This is a genomic window from Thalassobacillus devorans, assembly GCF_900176565.1.
Taxonomy (GTDB): Bacteria; Bacillota; Bacilli; order Bacillales; family Halobacillaceae; genus Thalassobacillus; species Thalassobacillus devorans_A.
The window spans coordinates 841396-860095 of sequence record NZ_FXEH01000005.1 but is presented as its reverse complement, the minus strand read 5'-3'; the positions used below and the strand labels follow the sequence as shown (position 1 = coordinate 860095).

Annotated in this window: 16 protein-coding genes; 11 read left to right on the top strand and 5 right to left on the bottom strand. The window is 43.9% G+C overall.

Features of this window, described 5'->3' with window-relative positions:
• Positions 1-10 precede the first annotated feature (10 nt).
• A complete protein-coding gene (gene kynU, locus B9Y67_RS08860) occupies positions 11-1291 on the bottom strand; it encodes a kynureninase (protein ID WP_085506356.1) in 1281 nt (426 codons plus the stop codon).
• A gap of 155 nt (positions 1292-1446) precedes the next feature.
• On the opposite strand from kynU, the gene yfkAB reads away from it, so the two are divergent.
• Positions 1447-2571 carry a radical SAM/CxCxxxxC motif protein YfkAB gene (gene yfkAB / locus B9Y67_RS08855; protein WP_085506355.1) on the top strand — a complete coding sequence of 375 codons (1125 nt, stop codon included), beginning with the start codon at positions 1447-1449 and terminating at the stop codon, positions 2569-2571.
• Between the two features lie 48 nt (positions 2572-2619).
• Here yfkAB and B9Y67_RS08850 read toward each other — a convergent pair whose 3' ends face one another.
• Entirely contained in the window at positions 2620-4044 is a 1425-nt protein-coding gene (locus B9Y67_RS08850; RefSeq protein ID WP_085506354.1) for an MDR family MFS transporter, read from the bottom strand.
• A gap of 172 nt (positions 4045-4216) precedes the next feature.
• On the opposite strand from B9Y67_RS08850, the gene B9Y67_RS08845 reads away from it, so the two are divergent.
• From B9Y67_RS08845 to rbsK, 4 genes are read left to right on the top strand one after another with little or no spacing between them, the layout of a single operon-like run.
• Positions 4217-4666, top strand: a complete 450-nt coding sequence (locus B9Y67_RS08845; RefSeq protein ID WP_085506353.1) for a GNAT family N-acetyltransferase — start codon at positions 4217-4219, stop codon at positions 4664-4666.
• A complete protein-coding gene (locus B9Y67_RS08840; RefSeq protein WP_085506352.1) occupies positions 4659-5285 on the top strand; it encodes a fumarylacetoacetate hydrolase family protein in 627 nt (208 codons plus the stop codon). The genes B9Y67_RS08845 and B9Y67_RS08840 overlap by 8 nt, the downstream gene beginning before the upstream one ends.
• 11 nt (positions 5286-5296) lie before the next feature.
• Positions 5297-5794, top strand: coding sequence for a GNAT family N-acetyltransferase (locus tag B9Y67_RS08835; RefSeq protein ID WP_085506351.1), 498 nt, complete (start codon positions 5297-5299; stop codon positions 5792-5794).
• Between the two features lie 27 nt (positions 5795-5821).
• Positions 5822-6712 carry a ribokinase gene (gene rbsK / locus B9Y67_RS08830; RefSeq protein WP_085506350.1) on the top strand — a complete coding sequence of 297 codons (891 nt, stop codon included), beginning with the start codon at positions 5822-5824 and terminating at the stop codon, positions 6710-6712.
• Positions 6713-6951: 239 nt separating this feature from the next.
• On the opposite strand, the gene recQ is transcribed toward rbsK, so the two are convergent.
• Entirely contained in the window at positions 6952-9096 is a 2145-nt protein-coding gene (gene recQ, locus B9Y67_RS08825) for a DNA helicase RecQ (protein ID WP_085506349.1), read from the bottom strand.
• A 100-nt stretch (positions 9097-9196) separates the two neighbouring features.
• Here recQ and B9Y67_RS08820 point away from each other — a divergent pair, with 100 nt between their 5' ends.
• The 4 genes from B9Y67_RS08820 (at position 9197) to B9Y67_RS20990 (ending at position 13595) form a co-directional block, all read left to right on the top strand.
• Positions 9197-10132, top strand: coding sequence for an NADP-dependent oxidoreductase (locus tag B9Y67_RS08820; protein ID WP_085506348.1), 936 nt, complete (start codon positions 9197-9199; stop codon positions 10130-10132).
• 99 nt (positions 10133-10231) lie between these two features.
• Positions 10232-11692 (top strand): circularly permuted type 2 ATP-grasp protein, encoded by a 1461-nt coding sequence (locus tag B9Y67_RS08815; protein ID WP_085506347.1) that lies wholly within the window; start codon positions 10232-10234, stop codon positions 11690-11692.
• Positions 11685-12647, top strand: a complete 963-nt coding sequence (locus B9Y67_RS20995) for an alpha-E domain-containing protein (protein ID WP_254901752.1) — start codon at positions 11685-11687, stop codon at positions 12645-12647. Before B9Y67_RS08815 ends, B9Y67_RS20995 begins: the two co-directional genes overlap by 8 nt.
• Before the next feature lie 96 nt (positions 12648-12743).
• A complete protein-coding gene (locus B9Y67_RS20990; protein ID WP_254901751.1) occupies positions 12744-13595 on the top strand; it encodes a transglutaminase family protein in 852 nt (283 codons plus the stop codon).
• Positions 13596-13721: 126 nt separating this feature from the next.
• Here B9Y67_RS20990 and brnQ read toward each other — a convergent pair whose 3' ends face one another.
• Positions 13722-15035 (bottom strand): branched-chain amino acid transport system II carrier protein, encoded by a 1314-nt coding sequence (gene brnQ / locus B9Y67_RS08805; protein WP_085506346.1) that lies wholly within the window; start codon positions 15033-15035, stop codon positions 13722-13724.
• A 395-nt stretch (positions 15036-15430) separates the two neighbouring features.
• On the opposite strand from brnQ, the gene B9Y67_RS08800 reads away from it, so the two are divergent.
• Positions 15431-17284, top strand: a complete 1854-nt coding sequence (locus B9Y67_RS08800) for a cation:proton antiporter (protein WP_085506345.1) — start codon at positions 15431-15433, stop codon at positions 17282-17284.
• Between the two features lie 41 nt (positions 17285-17325).
• Here B9Y67_RS08800 and B9Y67_RS08795 read toward each other — a convergent pair whose 3' ends face one another.
• A complete protein-coding gene (locus tag B9Y67_RS08795; protein WP_062442668.1) occupies positions 17326-17505 on the bottom strand; it encodes an SE1832 family protein in 180 nt (59 codons plus the stop codon).
• 83 nt (positions 17506-17588) lie between these two features.
• Here B9Y67_RS08795 and B9Y67_RS08790 point away from each other — a divergent pair, with 83 nt between their 5' ends.
• Positions 17589-18428, top strand: a complete 840-nt coding sequence (locus B9Y67_RS08790; protein WP_085506344.1) for a GNAT family N-acetyltransferase — start codon at positions 17589-17591, stop codon at positions 18426-18428.
• The last annotated feature ends 272 nt before the right edge of the window (positions 18429-18700 follow it).

Sequence of the window (18700 nt, the reverse complement as noted above, 5' to 3'; positions counted from 1 at the left end):
GGGGCCTCCTTTATGCAATAATTCCTCGTTTGTTTTCAAATTTTTTATAGGTTTCCTTATCCATAATCTCTTTTAACCGCATGACCATCTCGTAAATATCTTCATAAGAGACATAAAGGGCGATAGGTGCAAGCCGGATGACGTTAGGCGCACGGAAATCCGGGATAACTTGTTTTTCTTTCAGTGCTTTGCAAATCCTGGCAGCTTCTTCATGTTCGAGGCTGACATGGCCACCCCGGCGCTCTGATTCCCGTGGATTGGCTATCTCAAAGCCGTAACCATCAAGTTCCTGCTCAATAAGCTCCATCATAAAGGAAGTCTGATCGAGGGATTTTTCCCGGATAGAATCGATACCTGCTTCTTTAAAGATCTCCAGGGATCCCAGCAAAGGTGCCGAGCTTAGTATGTGAGGCGTGCCGATTTGATAAGCTCCTGCTGTTTCTGCCGGAGTCAGGGTGTGGTCCATGTCGAACTGTTTATCTTTTCTGGAACTGAACCAGCCGGCAAGACCAGGAGCCTGTCCGAAATGCTTTTCATGGACAAACAGGCCGCCAACGCCTCCTGGGCCGCTGTTCAAATATTTATAAGTGCACCAGACAGCGAAGTCGACACCCCAATCATGAAGCTGATGTGGCAGGGCGCCAATGGAATGTGCCAGATCAAACCCGACGATAATCCTCTTGGCATGTGCGGCTTCGGTGATCCTCTTCATATCAAGCAGCTGACCGCTTCGATATAAAACGGAAGGGAGGAGGAGTAAAGCTGTCTCTTCATTCATTTGCGCAATGATTTCCGCCTCATTCAAGGTGCGGCCGTCGTCGCTGTTTACCTGGATTAAATGGTTTTCAGGATCCAGGCCGTGTAAGCGCAGTTGGCTTTTCAAGGCATAGATATCGGAGGGGAAATTCAAGGTGTCGGCCAGTATTTTGTTTCTCTTATTATCCGGTTTAAAGAAGGTTGCCAGCAGCTGATGAAGGTTCGTTGTAATCGAACCGGTATTGATCACTTCTTCTTTTTTGGCACCGATCAACGGGGCTGTCATTTCCCCAAGCTTTTCAGACATGTAATACCATGGCTGTTCGCCTTCCGTCCAGCCTTCGATGCCGTGCTCCTTCCAGTCTTCCAGGGAAGTGAGCAGTGTTTTTTCCGCTCGCTTTGATAAAAGTCCCAGCGAGTTTCCATCCATATATAACGTTCCTTCTTTTATGTAAAATTCTTGTTTGAATTGCTTTAGCTGATCTTTTTGGTCTTTATCAATTGCGTGTTGACGGGAAAGTTTGGAATTTTTCATCAAATCGCCTCCTGGCTATATTATAGCCTGTTATTGTTGAGCCTTCCAATAACTAACCGGTCAGCTCTGTAATAATAGGTGCTGGAGATGATAGAATAGGAAGAGCTTCATTTTGATAGATTTAAAAACTTAATGAAGGAAGGGAGCAACCCGATGTGAAAACGCAACTAAACAATAAAGAAATAACTCCTTCCAATGACCCGTGGGAAGCTTATATGGATGTTGAAGCATTCGGAGAAATGACACTATCAAATATTGAATTCACCACAACTACACTTTGTAATATGCGCTGTGCTCATTGCGCTGTAGGTGAAACATTGTCATATAAAGACCCGGAATCTCTTTCTATGGATCTGATTTTGAAACGTCTGGATGAAGTACCTAACTTGCGTACACTTAGTATTACCGGCGGGGAACCGATGATGTCGAGGAAATCAATAAGAAATCATGTGTTGCCGTTATTAAAATATGCTCAAAGCCGTGGGGTGAAAACTCAAATAAATTCTAATTTAACTTTGCCCTACCAGCGTTACGACCCGATCATCCCATTTTTAGATGTTTTACATATTTCCCATAACTGGGGCACTTCAGAAGAATTCGCAGAAACTGGTTTTACACGAATGGATAGAAAACCATCTCTTGAGAAACGAGAATCTTTTTTTGTCCGGATGGTAGAAAATTCACAAAGGTTATCGGAAGCAGGGGTTATGGTATCTGCCGAAACAATGCTGAACAAACGCACGTTTCCTTATTTGGAAAAAATCCATGATCACATCTTAGAGATGGGGTGTGCCCGCCATGAAATCCATCCCATGTACCCGGTTGACTTTGCCAGCAACTTAGAAACCCTTGATTTAAATGAGATGCGTACGGCTATTACAAGACTGCTGGATCACCGGAATGAGAAGGTATGGATGCTATTTGGGACATTGCCTTTTTACGCATGCAGTTCATCTCAGGATGATTTGAATCTACTTCGTCGACTATATGACGAAAAAAATGTCACGGTTAGAAATGATCCAGATGGCAGGTCCAGGTTGAATGTCAATATCTTTACAGGTGAGGTGATTGTGACTGACTTTGGGGATGAACCCCCGTTAGGAAACATTAAAGATACTTCACTGCCTGAAGCTTATTCGCGTTGGATGAAGACAGAAACAGCCAAAAGGTTGAACTGTCATTGTCCGGCAGTTAAATGTCTCGGTCCTAATATCTTAGTGAAAGACACGTATTATAAAACTACTGACTTTCGGAAAAGAAAAGCTTCTATAGAAATGTGAAAAATAATGGGCACTGCGACTATTTAAGCAGTGCCCGTTCTTTTTGCATTAGCTGTCTTCTGTTCCTGTTTCCGCTTCTTCCTCTGTTGGAGGGGAAGTTTTCTTTACATAAATCGATAAGAAGATACCAATAAATGATAATGCTGTGATCACTAGAAATGCTACATTTACACCGTAAATATCAGGGTTAGCAATATCAGGCTTCTGGGAAGCTGTTTGAGCAGTTGTTGTCATCACAGTGACAATAATAGCAGTTCCGATTGATGCAGCGATTTGCCTCATCGTATTATTCATGGCCGCCCCGTGTGGGATCAGCTTTTTCGGAAGCTGGTTGAGTCCGGCTGTAGTCACGGGCATCATCACCATCGACAATCCAAACATACGGATGGCATACATGACGGTTAAATAGACCATTGTCGTTTGGGTGTCCAGGAAGGAAAGGGCAAGGGTAGCACCCGTGATCAGCGTCATCCCTACAATACCAAGCAGGCGGGCGCCGATTCTATCAAAAATCCTTCCTGTAATTGGGGACATGAAGCCTGAAATCAGGGCCCCTGGCAAAAGCACCAGCCCGGATTCCATCGCAGTGAAATCACGCATGTTTTGCATATATAATGGGATCAGTGTTTCTGAACCAATCAGCCCCATGAAGGCGATCATCCCAATGATCGTCGCAATCGTGAACGTGCGTAGTTTGAAGACGCGGAATTCAAGCATTGGATGATGCATTTTCAATTGTCGCGTAATGAATAGCATCAGGGTGATAACACCCACACTTAGCGACGTCATGGTTATGGAACTCTCCCACCCATTGTTGCCAGCACTGGTAAACCCGTATAAAAGGCTCCCGAATCCGATGGAAGACATGACGATGGATGGTATATCGACCCTCGGATACGTAAGCTCGGTAACATTTTTTAAGATGAAATACGCGATAGCAATGATACCCAGTGCCAGTGGAAGCACCAGCCAAAACAATGCCCGCCATGAATAATTTTCCGTGATCCACCCCGATAATGCCGGGCCGATTGCAGGAGCAAAGGAAATGACCAGACCGATATATCCCATCGCAGCTCCACGTCTATTAACAGGGAAAATCAATAGAAAAACGGTTTGCATCAATGGCAGTAATACTCCGGCACCAGCTGACTGGATGACTCTTCCTGCCAGCAGCATTGGAAAGTTCAGGGCAAGACCACCGACGACCGTACCAAATGTAAATACACTCATAGCGGTAAGGAAGAGCTGCCTTGTTGTAAACCTTTCGATTAAAAACGCACTGATTGGAATCATTATTCCATTCACGAGCATAAAAACGGTCGTAAGCCACTGTGCTGAATTGGCTGAGACATTCATTTCGTGCATGATCGGAGGAATCGCCGTAATCATCAATGTTTGGTTAAGAATGGTGATAAACGAACCCGCCAGTAATAATCCTGCCATTAAGACTTTGTTGTAATTCTGATCCGGCATACTGCTTCCTCCTTTTCTATATAAATCAAATGATAGTTTCACAGACTAATTATAAGATTATACTTTTTTTGACAGCGACTGACAAATAAAACGTCCCCAGTCTATTACCCAGTGAAGGAGGTAAATATGTTAATCTAGTGATATTAAAAAAATTCAGATAAGGAGCTTTGTAATGCGAGCTATAACCATAAAAGAACTGGAATCTGATGAAGAAATTCTTCAAGCGTATCCAATTATGAATCAATTACGTACTCATTTGGATAAAGATACCTACATGGAGCTTGTAACAGAAGCTCAGGCCAAAGATAGATATAAATTGTTTGCCTTAGTTGAAGGAGAGGATATAGTAGCAGTCGTAGGTTTTGAACCGATGACTACCCTGTATTACGGCCGATTTGTGTGGGTGTGTGATTTGGTGACAGACAGTAAACAGCGTTCTCGTGGTTATGGTGATGAATTGCTCAGGTTTGTCGAAGGATGGGCAGAGGAGAATGGCTATGAAAGTGTGGCTTTGTCTTCTGGATTAAATAGAAAAGATGCCCACCGCTTTTATGAAGATAAAATGAATTATGACAAAGTAAGCTATGTGTTTAAAAATCGAGAGGATGAAGAACATGAGTGATATACATAACATTTATTGTGTGGGACGTAATTACGTAGCCCACGCAAAGGAATTGAATAATGACGTACCGAGTTCACCGTTGTTATTTTCCAAGCCTAATCGTTCGCTTGTGAAAGCGGATGGTCGGGAAGTTATGCTCCCAGGCGATAAAGGGGAAGTCCATTATGAGGCCGAACTGGTCATTCGTCTTGGGAAAAATTATGAACAAGGCATCCAAGTGGATGACATTGTCGATAGCATGGCGATTGGGCTTGATCTTACTTTGAGAGATGTCCAAAGTGAGCTAAAGAAAAAAGGGCATCCCTGGTTGTTGGCCAAGGGCTTTCCTAACGCAGCAGTAATAGGCGATTTCATTCCGTTTCCTGGAGTAGAAGAGTGTAAGGAAAATGATTTTGTGCTTTTGAAAAATGGTGAACAAGCACAACGAGGAAATACCAAACAGATGATTTTTGATTTACAGACGTTAATTGATTATTGTGGCATGCATCTAGGGGCAGGAGAAGGGGATATCATTTTCACCGGAACACCAGAAGGAGTGGGGCCTATCTCTAATGGTGATCATATAGAGTTTTTATGGGACGGTAAACCTCTTGGACATTGCACATTCAGGTTAGCCTGAGGAGAAGAACCATGCAGATACGACAAATTAAAGCGGCAGATGCTAATAAGTTTAGAAAGCTTGTACAGCAAGTCGAAGCAGAATCAGATTATATGCTATATGAAGCTGGCGAACGGGCGATAAATGTGGAGCAACAGCACGCAATGATCGAATCGATTACAGAGCAGCCCAATGCTGCTATTTTTCTGGCAGAAGAAGAGACAGAGTTGGTCGGGTACTTAATTGCTGTAGGCGGAAAGACGAAACGTACCCGTCACTCCGTGTATCTTGTGATTGGAATCCTTGCTGGTTTCAGAGGGAGAGGGGTAGGAACCCTTCTTTTTCAAACGATGGAAGCATGGGCGGAGGAACAAGGTATCCATCGCCTGGAACTTACGGTAGCCGTACCGAATGAAGGCGGTCTTGGTTTGTATAAGAAATCAGGATTTGAAATTGAAGGTGTGAAACGAAACTCATTATATATCAACCAACGTTATGTTGATGAGTATTTTATGGCCAAGTTATTATAGAGATGGGTGATAAGGGGAGTAATGCCAATGACAAAACCGAAAATAGCAGTTGTTGGGAGCATCAATATGGATCTGACTACTTCTTTTGACCGAATGCCGCACCAGGGAGAAACAGTACTTGGCACGTCATTTGCTACCTACCCTGGCGGAAAAGGTTTCAATCAGGCAGTAGCAGCCGCAAGAGGCGGAGCTGAGGTTTCCATGGTTGGCGCTATTGGGGATGATGCTTTTGGAGAATCTCTGAAAACAATTTTAGCAAAAGAAAAAATAACTACTGCAGGAATTAAAACGATGACAGGAATGGGGACGGGAACGGCGACAATCCTTTTAACCGAGGGGGACAACCGGATTATTGTCGTACCCGGAGCAAATGGCGAAGTGACACCAGAACATGTAGAAGAACAGCGTGATTTGCTTACCGCTAGTGATATTGTTCTGCTACAGTTGGAAATACCGATGGAGTCTGTGAAGAAAGCAGCGGAAATCGCGTTCGAAGCGAATGTACCCATTATGCTGAATCCTGCACCTTCACAGCCGTTAAGCAAAGAGTTGCTGGATAAAATTACATACCTTACGCCGAATGAATCGGAAGCAGCAGATTTAATGACCGATGATGAAAATAGGGAAGCTCTTGAAGAGAAGCTAATTATTACAAAAGGGAAACAAGGGGTGATGTTCTATGAGAAGGGGAGAGCAGTCACTGTCCCAGGGTTCCCGGTCACCCCAGTCGATACAACTGGTGCAGGTGACACCTTCTGTGGCTTGATGAGTACGCGTATCGCTCAAGGATATTCGTTAGAGGAGGCGTGCCAATTTGCTAATGCTGGTGCGGCATTATCTGTGACGAAACCGGGCGCGCAAGGAGGCATGCCGACAGAATCGGAAGTTGTACGGTTTCTGCGCGAACGAGGGAAGTAATTCAGATTTAAACCTCACTTGAACATCCTAAAAAAAGCTTGTATGAGAGACGATTGGTAGAGTTATGAGAAAAAACAAAGCTATATGAGCAAATTTTCAAGAAAAGAGAGACAATTTTTAAAATAAACGAGACAATATTAAAATTATGAGAGACAATTTCAAATTTAAATGAGAAAAGCTAAGCATATATGAGACAAATAAATGCAAAGTAGCCCCGGCGCCATTTGCCGGGGCTCTTGTTATTTGGCTAATCCGTTTTTGACAAGTACACCTTTAATCGTGGTGTAATCGTAAGCATGATCCAACGCTTCTCTTAATACTTTTAAACCTTCATCCTCGTCCAACGTTTCCCGTGCCCGAAGCACTTCTGCTTCGGTTTGTTCGTCAAACCATTGACTCCAGTCAAACTCGTGACCCTCGCTGGCAGCGCGGAACAGATGGTTTTCGATGGTGATTTCACTCATTCCTCGATCGCGGGCGATTGCCGGAAGATCCTTTCCTTTTTCTTTCCACAACCGGTAAGAAATCATATAACTAGGTTCTTTATCCTGCTCGGTTTTCTTTTGGAAAATCGGCGTCGGCCCTTTGACAGATTTATTGGCTGGCTGTCGTTCTTTAAATGGCTCGATAGCAGCCAGGAATGTCTCTCCGTATTGTTCGTATTTCCGTTCACCCACACCTTTTATGGATAGCATCTCTGACTTGGATGCTGGTAAATAGCGAGCCAAATCTTTAAGGGTAGCATCAGAAAAGATGACATATGGCGGCAGGTTATGCTCATCAGCAATTTCTTTCCTCAGGCTGCGCAGGGACTCGAACAGTTCTTCGTGGTAATCCACTTCCGTTCTCCTGGCTGTTTTTTCGATTTTCATCCAGACCTGCTTTTCCCCTTTCAAAACCTCGACTGCTTTTGGTGTCAGCTGTAATGTTGGGAATTTACCCTGACCAGGGTTCAACAATTCCTCTGCTGTCAAAAAGTGAATGAAGCTCGTCAGTTCCTTTTCTGTGTATTGCGACATTAACCCGTAAGTACTCAGCCGGTTAAAACCGAACTCTTTTACCTTTTGGTCAGAGGACCCGCGGAGCACCTTGGCGGTTAAGCCTGCTCCAAATCGTTCCCCCATCCGTTTCACACAGGATAAAACCATTTGTGCTTCCTTCGTCATGTCCTCCCGCTCACCATCGTACAAGCAGTTCGAACAACGGCCGCATGGCTCACTGCCTGTCGGGTCATGGAAATAATCTAGGATATACTGTTGCAGACAATGGTGGGTATGACAGTAATTCACCATCGACTGGAGCTTTTCGTATTCTTTTGCTTTTTTGTCTTCAGGCAAGGTCGACTGCTCGATCATATATTTCTGCAAGTTGACGTCCTGTCCCGAGAATAGCAGGATGCACTCACTCGGTTCACCGTCTCTTCCGGCGCGCCCCGCTTCCTGGTAGTAGGATTCAATGTTCATCGGCATCGAGTAGTGGATGACGTAGCGGACGTTTGATTTATCGATCCCCATACCAAATGCATTGGTCGCCACCATTATCAGCGTTTCATCCTGAATAAAGCTGTTTTGGGCTTCTTTTCGTTCGTCTTCCGAAAGGCCGGCGTGATATTTGCCTGCCTGGAACCCTTTTCTCAGTAAAAATTGGTGGATAAAATCGACGTCTTTTCGAGTTGCTGCATAAATGATTCCGGACTCACTTTTTCGTTCCGTAGCATAATTCAGCAGGAAATCACGCTTATCCTGCCCTTTGATCAAGCGGAAGGATAGATTACTCCGTGCAAACCCTGTGTTGATAACCGAGGTTTCAGGAACATGCAGCAAATGCTGTATGTCGTTGATGACTTCCTTGGTGGCTGTGGCAGTTAAAGCCATCATGGTTGGAAGGTTCGTGAGTTTTTTCAGCAATGGAACAATCGATCGGTAGCTCGGCCGGAAATCGTGCCCCCATTGCGAGATACAGTGGGCTTCATCAAAGGCGATCAACGATAACGGAATCGACTGAATCGCATAAAAGAAGTTGGAGGAATCAAAACGTTCCGGTGCGACATAGACAAAATGGTAACGCCCCTGTCTCATTGCGCGCAGGCGTTCCTGCTGCTCTTCCATACTTAAGGAACTGTTGATATAGGTAGCGGCTACCCCCATAGAAGTAAGCGCATCAACCTGATCTTTCATTAAGGAAATCAATGGCGAAATGATAATAGCTGTCCCAGGTTGAACGAGCCCTGGTATTTGATAACAGATTGATTTCCCACCACCGGTCGGCATAACAGCAAGGGTGTTTTTTCCTTGAAGAATCTGGCTGATGGCATCCTCCTGGCCGGGGCGGAAGGTTGGATATCCGAAGTATTCTTGTAATTTTTTTCGTGCTTGTTCTAACATAATGTATCTCCTTTATAAATCCTTTGTTAATCGTATCATGTTTAGTTCAATCTGACAGGGGAAAAATGATGTAAGAATATCAATTCTGGAGGGATGATTCATGAAAGCAATTGTCATTGACAATTATGGCGATAAAGAACAGTTGAAAATGAGAGAGATAGATAAACCGGAAATTACAGAAGATCAAGTCCTTGTCGAACTTCATGCGACCTCGATCAACCCGATTGATTGGAAGCTGCGACAAGGATATTTGAAAGAAAATATTGATTTTGATTTTCCGATCATCCTTGGCTGGGACTTGGCTGGTGTTGTCGCAGAGACAGGTAAAAATGTAACGAAATTTAAAAAGGGTGACAATGTGTTCGCACGTCCGGATTTAACACGACTTGGAACATATGCGGAATATGCAGCAGTCGATGAACGGCTGCTTGCCCACATGCCGGAAAATATCACTTACGAAGAAGCGGCATCTGTCCCATTGGCAGGGCTGACTGCATGGCAATGTCTCGTCGACTTTTCTGAAATTAAGGACGGCGATAAAGTATTGATTCACGCCGGTTCTGGAGGAGTAGGGAGCTATGCGATCCAGCTGGCGAAGCATTTCGGTGCCTATGTCGCTGCCACAGCGAGCGGCAAGAACCAGGATTGGGTGACAGAACTTGGTGTCGATCGCTTCATCAATTATCAGGAAGAAGATTTCAGTGAAGTACTCGAAGATTTTGACATTGTCGTTGATACGATCGGTGGTGAGGTTCAGGAGAAAAGCTATGAAGTCTTGAAAGAGGGCGGAAAGCTTGTTTCTATCGTCCAGCCGCCTGAAGAAGAAAAAGCAAAAGAACTAGGAATCAAAGCAGGATTCCATTGGCTGGAGCCAGAAGGAGAGCAGCTTGCTAAAATCGCAGACCTGATTAAGAACGGCAAGGTAAGAGCGGTTGTCGGCCATCAATTCGACTTTTCTGAAGAAGGGTTGAAAGAGGCGCATGAACTGAGTGAAACGCACCACGCGCAAGGAAAGATTGCTATTTCTATCAAATAATAGTATAACAGAAGCACCAGGTAGTTTGGATAATTTTCTGACTAATTGGTGCTTTTTTAGGGTATAAGAACTTATACCATTTAAAATAGGGGGGATTTTATGCTGGATCAATATGAAATGGAAAGTTTTTTTGATGAAATGATGGAAGACAAAGAACAGCCTAAGCCTCATTATGAACACTTCTACCAAATGCTTCGCCGCTTTTCGATTGATAACCTCCATGAAAAAAATGAAACAGCCCAATTAAGCTTCTTACGAAAAGGAATCACTTTTACCGTTTATAACGACACTGTCGGCACGGAACGTACCATGCCGTTTGATTTCGTGCCGATCATCATTCCCTCTGAAAATTGGCAGCGCATAGAAAAAGGAATGAAGCAGCGTGTCAAAGCACTAAATCTATTCTTGGAAGATATTTACCGGAATCAGGAGATTATCAAAGATGGTATCATTCCTGGAGAATTAGTAGAACAAAACCCTTATTACTATCGCCAGCAAGCATCAGGGCTTGATATCCCTTACCAAAACCATATTTTCCTCGCTGGAATCGACTTAATTCGTGATGAGCATGGGGAATACCGGGTACTCGAAGATAACCTGCGCAACCCATCAGGCTTATCCTATGTATTTCAAAACCGCTATGTCATGCGCCAGGTCTACCCGGAATTATTTTTTGAGCATGCCATTGAAACACTCGAGCATCAGTTGTCGGAACTTCATCAGGCACTGATGGCTCATGTTCCAGCTAACTCTACCTCACCGGACAACCCCTGTGCCGTCCTTTTAACACCGGGAAGTTATAATTCTGCGTATTATGATCATGTGTTCCTTGCCCAGCAAATGGGCATTGAGCTTGTCGAAGGACGAGACCTGCTCGTCAGGGATGACGTCGTGTACATGAAAACGATTCGAGGATTGAAGCGAGTCGATATTATATATCGTCGGATCGATGATGATTTTCTGGATCCCGATGCTTTCGACCCTAAATCTGTGTTAGGTGTACGAGGACTGTTAAATGCCTATCGTAAAGGCAATGTAGCGATCGTAAATGGCATCGGTAATGGAGTAGCCGATGATAAAGCTATGTATGCGTACGTGCCCGACATGATTCGCTATTACTTAGATGAGGAACCAATCATTCCAAATGTAGAAACATATTTTTTGCGTAATGAGGAACAGCGTACTTATGTGCTTGATCATCTGGATGAATTAGTAGTGAAGAATGTGGGAGCATCCGGCGGTTATGATATGCTGATCGGTCCTCATGCGGGTAAGGAAGAAATTGCTGTCTTCCGTGAAAAGATTTTAGAAAAACCGAATCAATATATCGCCCAGCCAACCATTAAATTGTCACGGGCTCCAGCTTTTCAGAAAGGACGTTTTTATCCATGCCATGTCGACCTGCGGGTATTTGTCATGAGCGGGCAGGAAAGTCACGTATTGCCTGGCGGGTTATCCCGGGTAGCCTTGAAAGAAGGATCGCTTGTCGTCAATTCTTCCCAAGGTGGCGGCGGAAAAGACACATGGGTATTGCAAAAGAGGGGGAATGGCTATGCTTAGTCGAGTGGCTGACTCGTTATATTGGATGGCGCGTAACCTGGAACGCTCGGAAAATAATGCCCGGGTTCTTGATGTCCAGTTGATCAATATGCTGGAAGCGAACGACAGAGAGGTACTGAATCGTGACTGGGAGGAAGTATTAGAAATCACTGCTTCTTTAGCGGATTATCAAGTCCAGTATCCAAACTTGAAGTCAGAAGAGATTATCCATTACGTGGCGTTTGAGCCGGGAAATTTTAATTCGCTCGTCAATTGCATGACTTATGCGCGTGAGAACGCTCGTGCTACAAGGGACATTATTCCTGAAGGAGTTTGGGAAGGGCTGAATCGTTTTTATCTGGAACTTCCGGCAGTCCGCCGAAATGAATTTACGATCCAGGAAATTCAAAATTTCCTAAACACAATTACGATGACATCGATGAATGCCCAGGGTGTCATTGAATCAACAATGACTCGCGGTGTCCCTTATTCCTTCATAAAAATAGGCAAATGGCTGGAGCGGGCAGAGAAGACGGCGAGAATTCTGAACGTCATCTGTGAGAAAGCCAGAAAGGAAAAACAGGGATCGGTCAATCATCATTATTACTGGCTCGCTGCCTTAAGGCTGGTAAATGGATATGATGCCTATATCAAGGAATATCCTCCAAAAATGAATGCGATGCACGTCCTTCATTTCATCATTGAAGAAGAAAGGTTCCCGCGCTCGATTCGTTACTGTGTTGATCATGTAATGGAAACCATTCGCAAATTAGAAAAAGGGGAAATCCACCATTATTCAGAAAGGTTGTTCCACCTGCTTGAAACGATCCAGCAGGAAGTATCTGATTTCAACCTCGAGGCAATGGCAATGGAAGAGCTGATGGGCTTTCTGGATCACTTCCAAAACCGCTGTATACAGGTGAGCAGGGTCTTCTCGGAAACTTACTATTTGATTGAGCCAGTTGAAATAAAATAGAAGGTAAGGGTTTCACGACAAAGAGCGGGTACTATAAGAGTACGCTTATCATAAATTAGTACGTAACGAATTTTTTCGCGGTTGGGGGATGGCATCATGAAGTATAAAATTGAACATACGAATATCTTTTATTATGAAAGTTTCGTGGACCAAAGTATGAACCATATCAGGCTTAAGCCGAGAACAGATGAGTGTCAGCGGCTATTGTCTTATCGTACTGAAATCACGCCTGCTTCCATGACAAAGGAACACATTGATTTGTGGGGAAACCACGTCGAGACGTTTTTCATACCGGAGAAACATGAACATTTAGAAGTGAAGACGAATTCGATCGTCAGTATTCAGAAAAGTCCGTTTATCCGAATGATTCATTTCACAGATGAAATGAGAGAGATTTTCCACTCGGACCTGTTTCATAAACATTATTTGGCATACTTGAATGAGACGCCCTATACGTTTTTGTATAAAGAACAGATAGAGGAGATTACGCAAGCTGTCGGAGACCCCGCTGATCCGGTCAGATTTTCGCTCGATTTGATGGCCTATATCCATCAATTGATTGTTTATGATGGAACAGCCACCCATGTAGATACGAAGGCGTATGAAAGCTGGCCGAATAAAAAAGGTGTCTGCCAGGATTATGCACATATCATGCTGGCAGTGTTGCGGGCCAAAGGGATTCCGGCACGATATGTCAGCGGTTATTTGTATGTTGGGGAAGATTCTGCGCTAATAGGGGATGCTGCTACTCATGCCTGGGTGGAAGTAATGGTTCCCGGCATCGGCTGGGTCGGCCTTGATCCGACGAATAACGTAGAGGCTCTTGAGCAGCATGTCCGTATTGGAACGGGACGTGACTATGCCGATGTCAGTCCGCTGCAGGGTGTATATCGGGGCGGTCAGCAGACGCTCGATGTAAAAGTCAGTGTCACATTATTAGAGCAATGATGTGATAAGAAAGTTTTGATCAACTATTTCGTGTTCTGTTCTCAAATATAATCATAACCAAAAGGGCTGTCCTGGAAGTCTTTTGAAGACCAGCAGGACAGCCCTTTTAATAATTGAGTCCAAAGGTTAGTTTGTTAGTTTTTTATCGTTGGACGTTACAAGCAATTGTATTAGTCCGCCTGCTAACGCTCCTGCGAGGGCAGGGAAAACCCAGCCGAGTCCAAGCGAAAAGAAAGGTAATTGCTGCATCAATGGTTCCAAATTGGATAAGTCCAACCCGAATGCTACTAACCCATCATATAAGCTGGTGATTGCTGTAAGCAAAATAGCACCTTGATAAACAAAGGTAGAACCGTTAAACACCCTGTTGGCAAAGGCAAGCGCAATCAGTACGATGGCAATCGGATAGATGAAGACCAACACCGGAACGGAAAATGCGATGATCTGCTCCAACCCTAAATTGGCCGCAGCAAAACTGCCGATGATCACGATAGAAATAACTAATTTATAAGAAAGACCGGAAAAGGTTTTGCTGAAAAATTGTCCGCAGGCAACCGTCAAACCGACAGATGTCGTGAAACAAGCCAGTGCTACAATGATTCCGAGGAGAAGCGTCCCTGGCTGTCCATACATGAATTGCGCTGCTCCGGATAAAATTTCTCCGCCATTGGTATAGGAGCCTTCCGTAGCCATTTTCGCTCCAATCCACCCAATCGCTGTATAGACTGCTGTGAGACCAATGGCTGTTACGGCTCCCACTTTTAAGGTGAAGCGGGTGAGTTGTCGGCGGTCTGTTACCCCGCGATCTTTTAAAGCGGTAATCACAAGGATACCGAATGCAAGCGCCGCAATCGCGTCCATCGTTAAATACCCTTCAAGAAAGCCAGTGGTAAATGGGGAAGACTGATACTTCTCAACTGGCTGCTGAACAGTACCATCCAATAAAAAGAAGCTTCCAATCACTAACGCTATAATGGCGGCTAACAATAGCGGTGTAAGCCATTGACCGACACGGTCCACGAGTTTAGATGGATTTAGGCTTATCCAGAATACAAGGGCAAAAAAGATAAGCGTAAATACCAATAATACGGCGGAGTTCCCTCCATTAACCAACGGCTGCACGCCCATTTCATAAGCTACGTTGGCAGCTCGTGGTATGCCAAAAAAGGGTCCGATAGCAAGGTATACGACGGAAGTGAAAATAAGTCCGAATAAGGGATGTACTCTCGCCCCTAATTCTATGGTTCCATTGTTTACTAAAGAAAGGGCGGTAACTGTCAATACTGGAATTCCTACTCCGGTCAATACAAAGCCAAAGATAGCGGGCCAGTAAGAAGTGCCTGCTTCTATCCCCAGTGTAGGCGGATAAATGAGGTTTCCTGCCCCGAAAAATAATGCAAATAACATAAAACCAATAAAGACCGTATCTCTTGTTTTCACTTATATTTCCTCCTTTATGGGCAAAAGGGTGAAGGCGTAAAAAAACCGCCCCTGACCGCAGGGACGACCCTCTACTTACTTTAACCCTTACCTATAATTTTCATGTATTACGATAGGACTAAGAATAGTTATCTTCAAACTGTTGCACCAGCTCTGATTTTTTTGAATATTTATAAGACGAGCTAATATTATCAGGGGCGAAATTCGATGTCAATATATTTTTATATTGCTTGTTGACAATTTTAACCGGATGGTTAGAAGGAGTTCTGTTTGGGTAAAGGAAAGAGTCTTAAACAACATGATTTACAGTAGAATCATAGAAATATAGAATGATTTTAAGTTGATAGAAACGGTGGAGAAAGGTGTTGTTTTTGTGATAGAAAAGGAGTTATGTAATGATTGATTCAATTTTACTACAATTCATGCTGATTGGTCTGCTTGGAATAGGGTCCCAATGGGCGGCATGGCGATTCCGGCTGCCCGCAATCGTACTCATGTCAATTGCGGGTTTACTGGCAGGTCCTATACTGGGATTGATTAACCCCGAGCAGGACTTTGGCGATGTATACCGTCCAATCATTGCGATGGCGGTAGCGATTATCCTGTTTGAGGGAAGTCTTAACCTCGATATTAAAGAAATTAAAGGTCTCGGCCGTCCGGTTGTCAGGATAGTAACGTTTGGGGCCTTTCTTGGCTGGGTTTTAGGTGCACTGGCTGCCCATTACGTTGCCGGTTTGTCCTGGACCGTAGCTATTGTCATCGCCGGGTTATTTATTGTTACTGGTCCAACCGTAATTTTACCATTATTAAGACAAGCGAAACTGAAGGCTCGACCTGCTAAAATTCTAAAGTGGGAAGGTATTATCGTCGATCCTATTGGAGCCTTGTTAGCCGTTTTCGCTTTTGAATTCATACAATTTATTCTCAGTGATGAAGTTGGCGTACCGGCGCTGCTGGCGTTTTTCCTTGCATCCCTGTTCGCCGCTGTGCTTGGTTGGGCCTGCGGAAAAGGAGTCGGGTGGATGTTCGAGACCGGCTATGTGCCGGAATATTTAAAATCACCTGTTGTGTTTACGGTCGTCATCGCCTGCTTTACCATATCGGATGAAATCATGCATGAGACAGGGTTGCTGGCTGTGACGGCGATGGGGATGACACTCGCTAATCTTCATATCCCATCTATTTCAGATATGAGACACTTTAAAGAAAATATTTCTTTGCTATTGATATCGACAATCTTTATCATGCTGACGGCTTCTTTGACGACAGATACCTTATTTCAAATACTCAATTTCCAAATCATCGGTTTTGTGCTGTTAATGTTATTTGTCGTAAGGCCGCTTTCTATTTGGATTTCTACTATGGGAACGGACCTGACCAAATCGGAGAAGCTGCTTGTCGGCTGGATTGCTCCCCGAGGAATAGTCGCGTTGACCGTATCCAGTTATTTCGCCAGTGCCCTGCTGGATGAGGGGTATGAAGATGCGAACTTACTGCTTTCGATTACTTTTGCTCTTGTGTTTTCTACCGTGGTTGCCCATGGTTTTTCTATCCAATGGCTTGCAAAGAAACTGAATTTATCCATGGAGGGGCCTCCAGGTGTCCTGATTAACGGGAGCAGCTCTTTTACGGTAACCTTAGCGAAAACGCTGGAAGAATTAAAAGTGCCAGTAATGATTATTGATTCTTCATGGGAACGTTTATCAATAGCAAGGCAGGCAGGGGTACCAATCTACCATGGAGAAATTCTGTCTGAACAGACGGAATATACGATGGATATGACCCCGTTCGAATACTTGATTGCCGCGTCGGAGCTTGATTCGTATAACGCTCTGATTTGTACTACCTTTGTACCAACTTTTGGCAGGAATAACCTCTATCAATTAAGCTTGCGCAACCAAAGTGGAGATAATTTAGAAGGTCTGGTACACTCCATCGGTGGCCGTATCCTTTTTGAGGAAGGAGCTTCCTGGGAAAAACTGAACGAGTTGGCAAAGGAAGGGTATAAATTCCGGAAAACAAGTATTACGCAGAAGTTTACCTTTAAAGATTATTTAGAGAACAAAAACCCCGGTGCCATTCTGTTATTTATTAAAAAGCCATCAGGTAAAATTGATTTCTTTACGGAAGATTTCCCCACGAAGGCAGAACAGGGCGATACTGTCGTCAGTTTGATGCCGCCTGATAAAGAAAAAGATAAAATTCAATCCCGACTGGAAGAACAGCGGAACGGTAGGGATGAGTCATAAAAAACGGCAGTCCGTCACGTTACGGACTGCCGTTTTTTGCTCTATTTGTTTTCAGCAAGTTTATGATTCAGACGTTTCAACTCTTCTTCAATATGATGAAGCTGCTTTTCCGCATTCGTGACATTTCCACCAGTAGCTTCTATTTTATCTAAATCACCCTGGATGCGGACGTAATCGGATTTCAGCTCGGCAATCTGATCTTTGATTTCATTATTTGTCACTGTCATCACCTCTAATTCCATTGTAGAGGAGCTGTCAAGTGTGGTATAGTAAGTGCACTTTTAGCCAAAAGGGGGAGGGTAACATGGAGGTAAAGGAATACAAAGATCCAAAGGAGTATTTACATAAGGTAGAGCCTCTGCTGATGAAACAGGAGGCGATGAATAACTTGCCTTTAGGTATCGCAGAGCGTTTAAAGAAACAGCCTGCAGAAGCGGACTTGATTACAATTGAAAATGGCGGCGAGGTAGTCTATACCCTGTTACATACGATGCGGAATCAGTGGGTGCTTCCTGCATGTGATACCGATCAATCAGTCATCGAAATGGCAGCCTGCTATCTATATGATAATGGCTATCCGGTTGATGGGATAGTAGGGAAAGCAGAGGGTGCTGCCGTGTTTAAAGATGCTTGTTCTAAGAAGAGTAAACGTACGAGCTACATCCATATGAAACAGCTTGTCTATCGGTTAGACCAGCTTGAACAAATTCATGTAAATGGAGGAAAGCTAAAAGTTGCAGAAGAAAGCGATAAAGCCTTGATTGCGGAATGGCTGCGTTTCTTTGGAAGAGAAGCAGGAGAAAGATCGATTATGGAGGACGCCGAAACGCTGGCGGAACATATGGTTAAGTCTGGTTCCATGCACTTATGGATTGTGAATGGGACCCCGGTATCGATGGTTAATCAGTCAAGGAGTACGAAACATGGTGCAACAGTCAACGCTGTTTATACTCCTGATGAATACAAACGGAAAGGATACGCTACCCAAGCGGTCTGGGCATTGACGGAAAAACTATTAGAGCAAGGTTACCGGTTTTGCAGCCTTTATACCGATGCCGAAAATCCCACATCTAATTCAATTTATAAGAAGATAGGATATTATCCTATCGGGGAATCGGTGGTCTATCGCTTTTCGCGTGAATAATAACACCCTATAATCTTCCATCCTTTAGAAGCTGTCATATTTTAGGTAGAATTATAGTGAATTTTCTGATAATATATAGAGTAAGCATTATTACCCAGCATTTGAGATAATATATAACTATATGCGACGTAACTGCTATATATGCCAATATTTATGTAGTGAAAGCGTCTTATAGCGAAGTGGGGAGTTTGAATGTAGGAAAGCCATTCGGTATGATAATGAATACATGAGCTTTTTTAGATAATTCCTGCAATTTATTAGGAGGAATACTT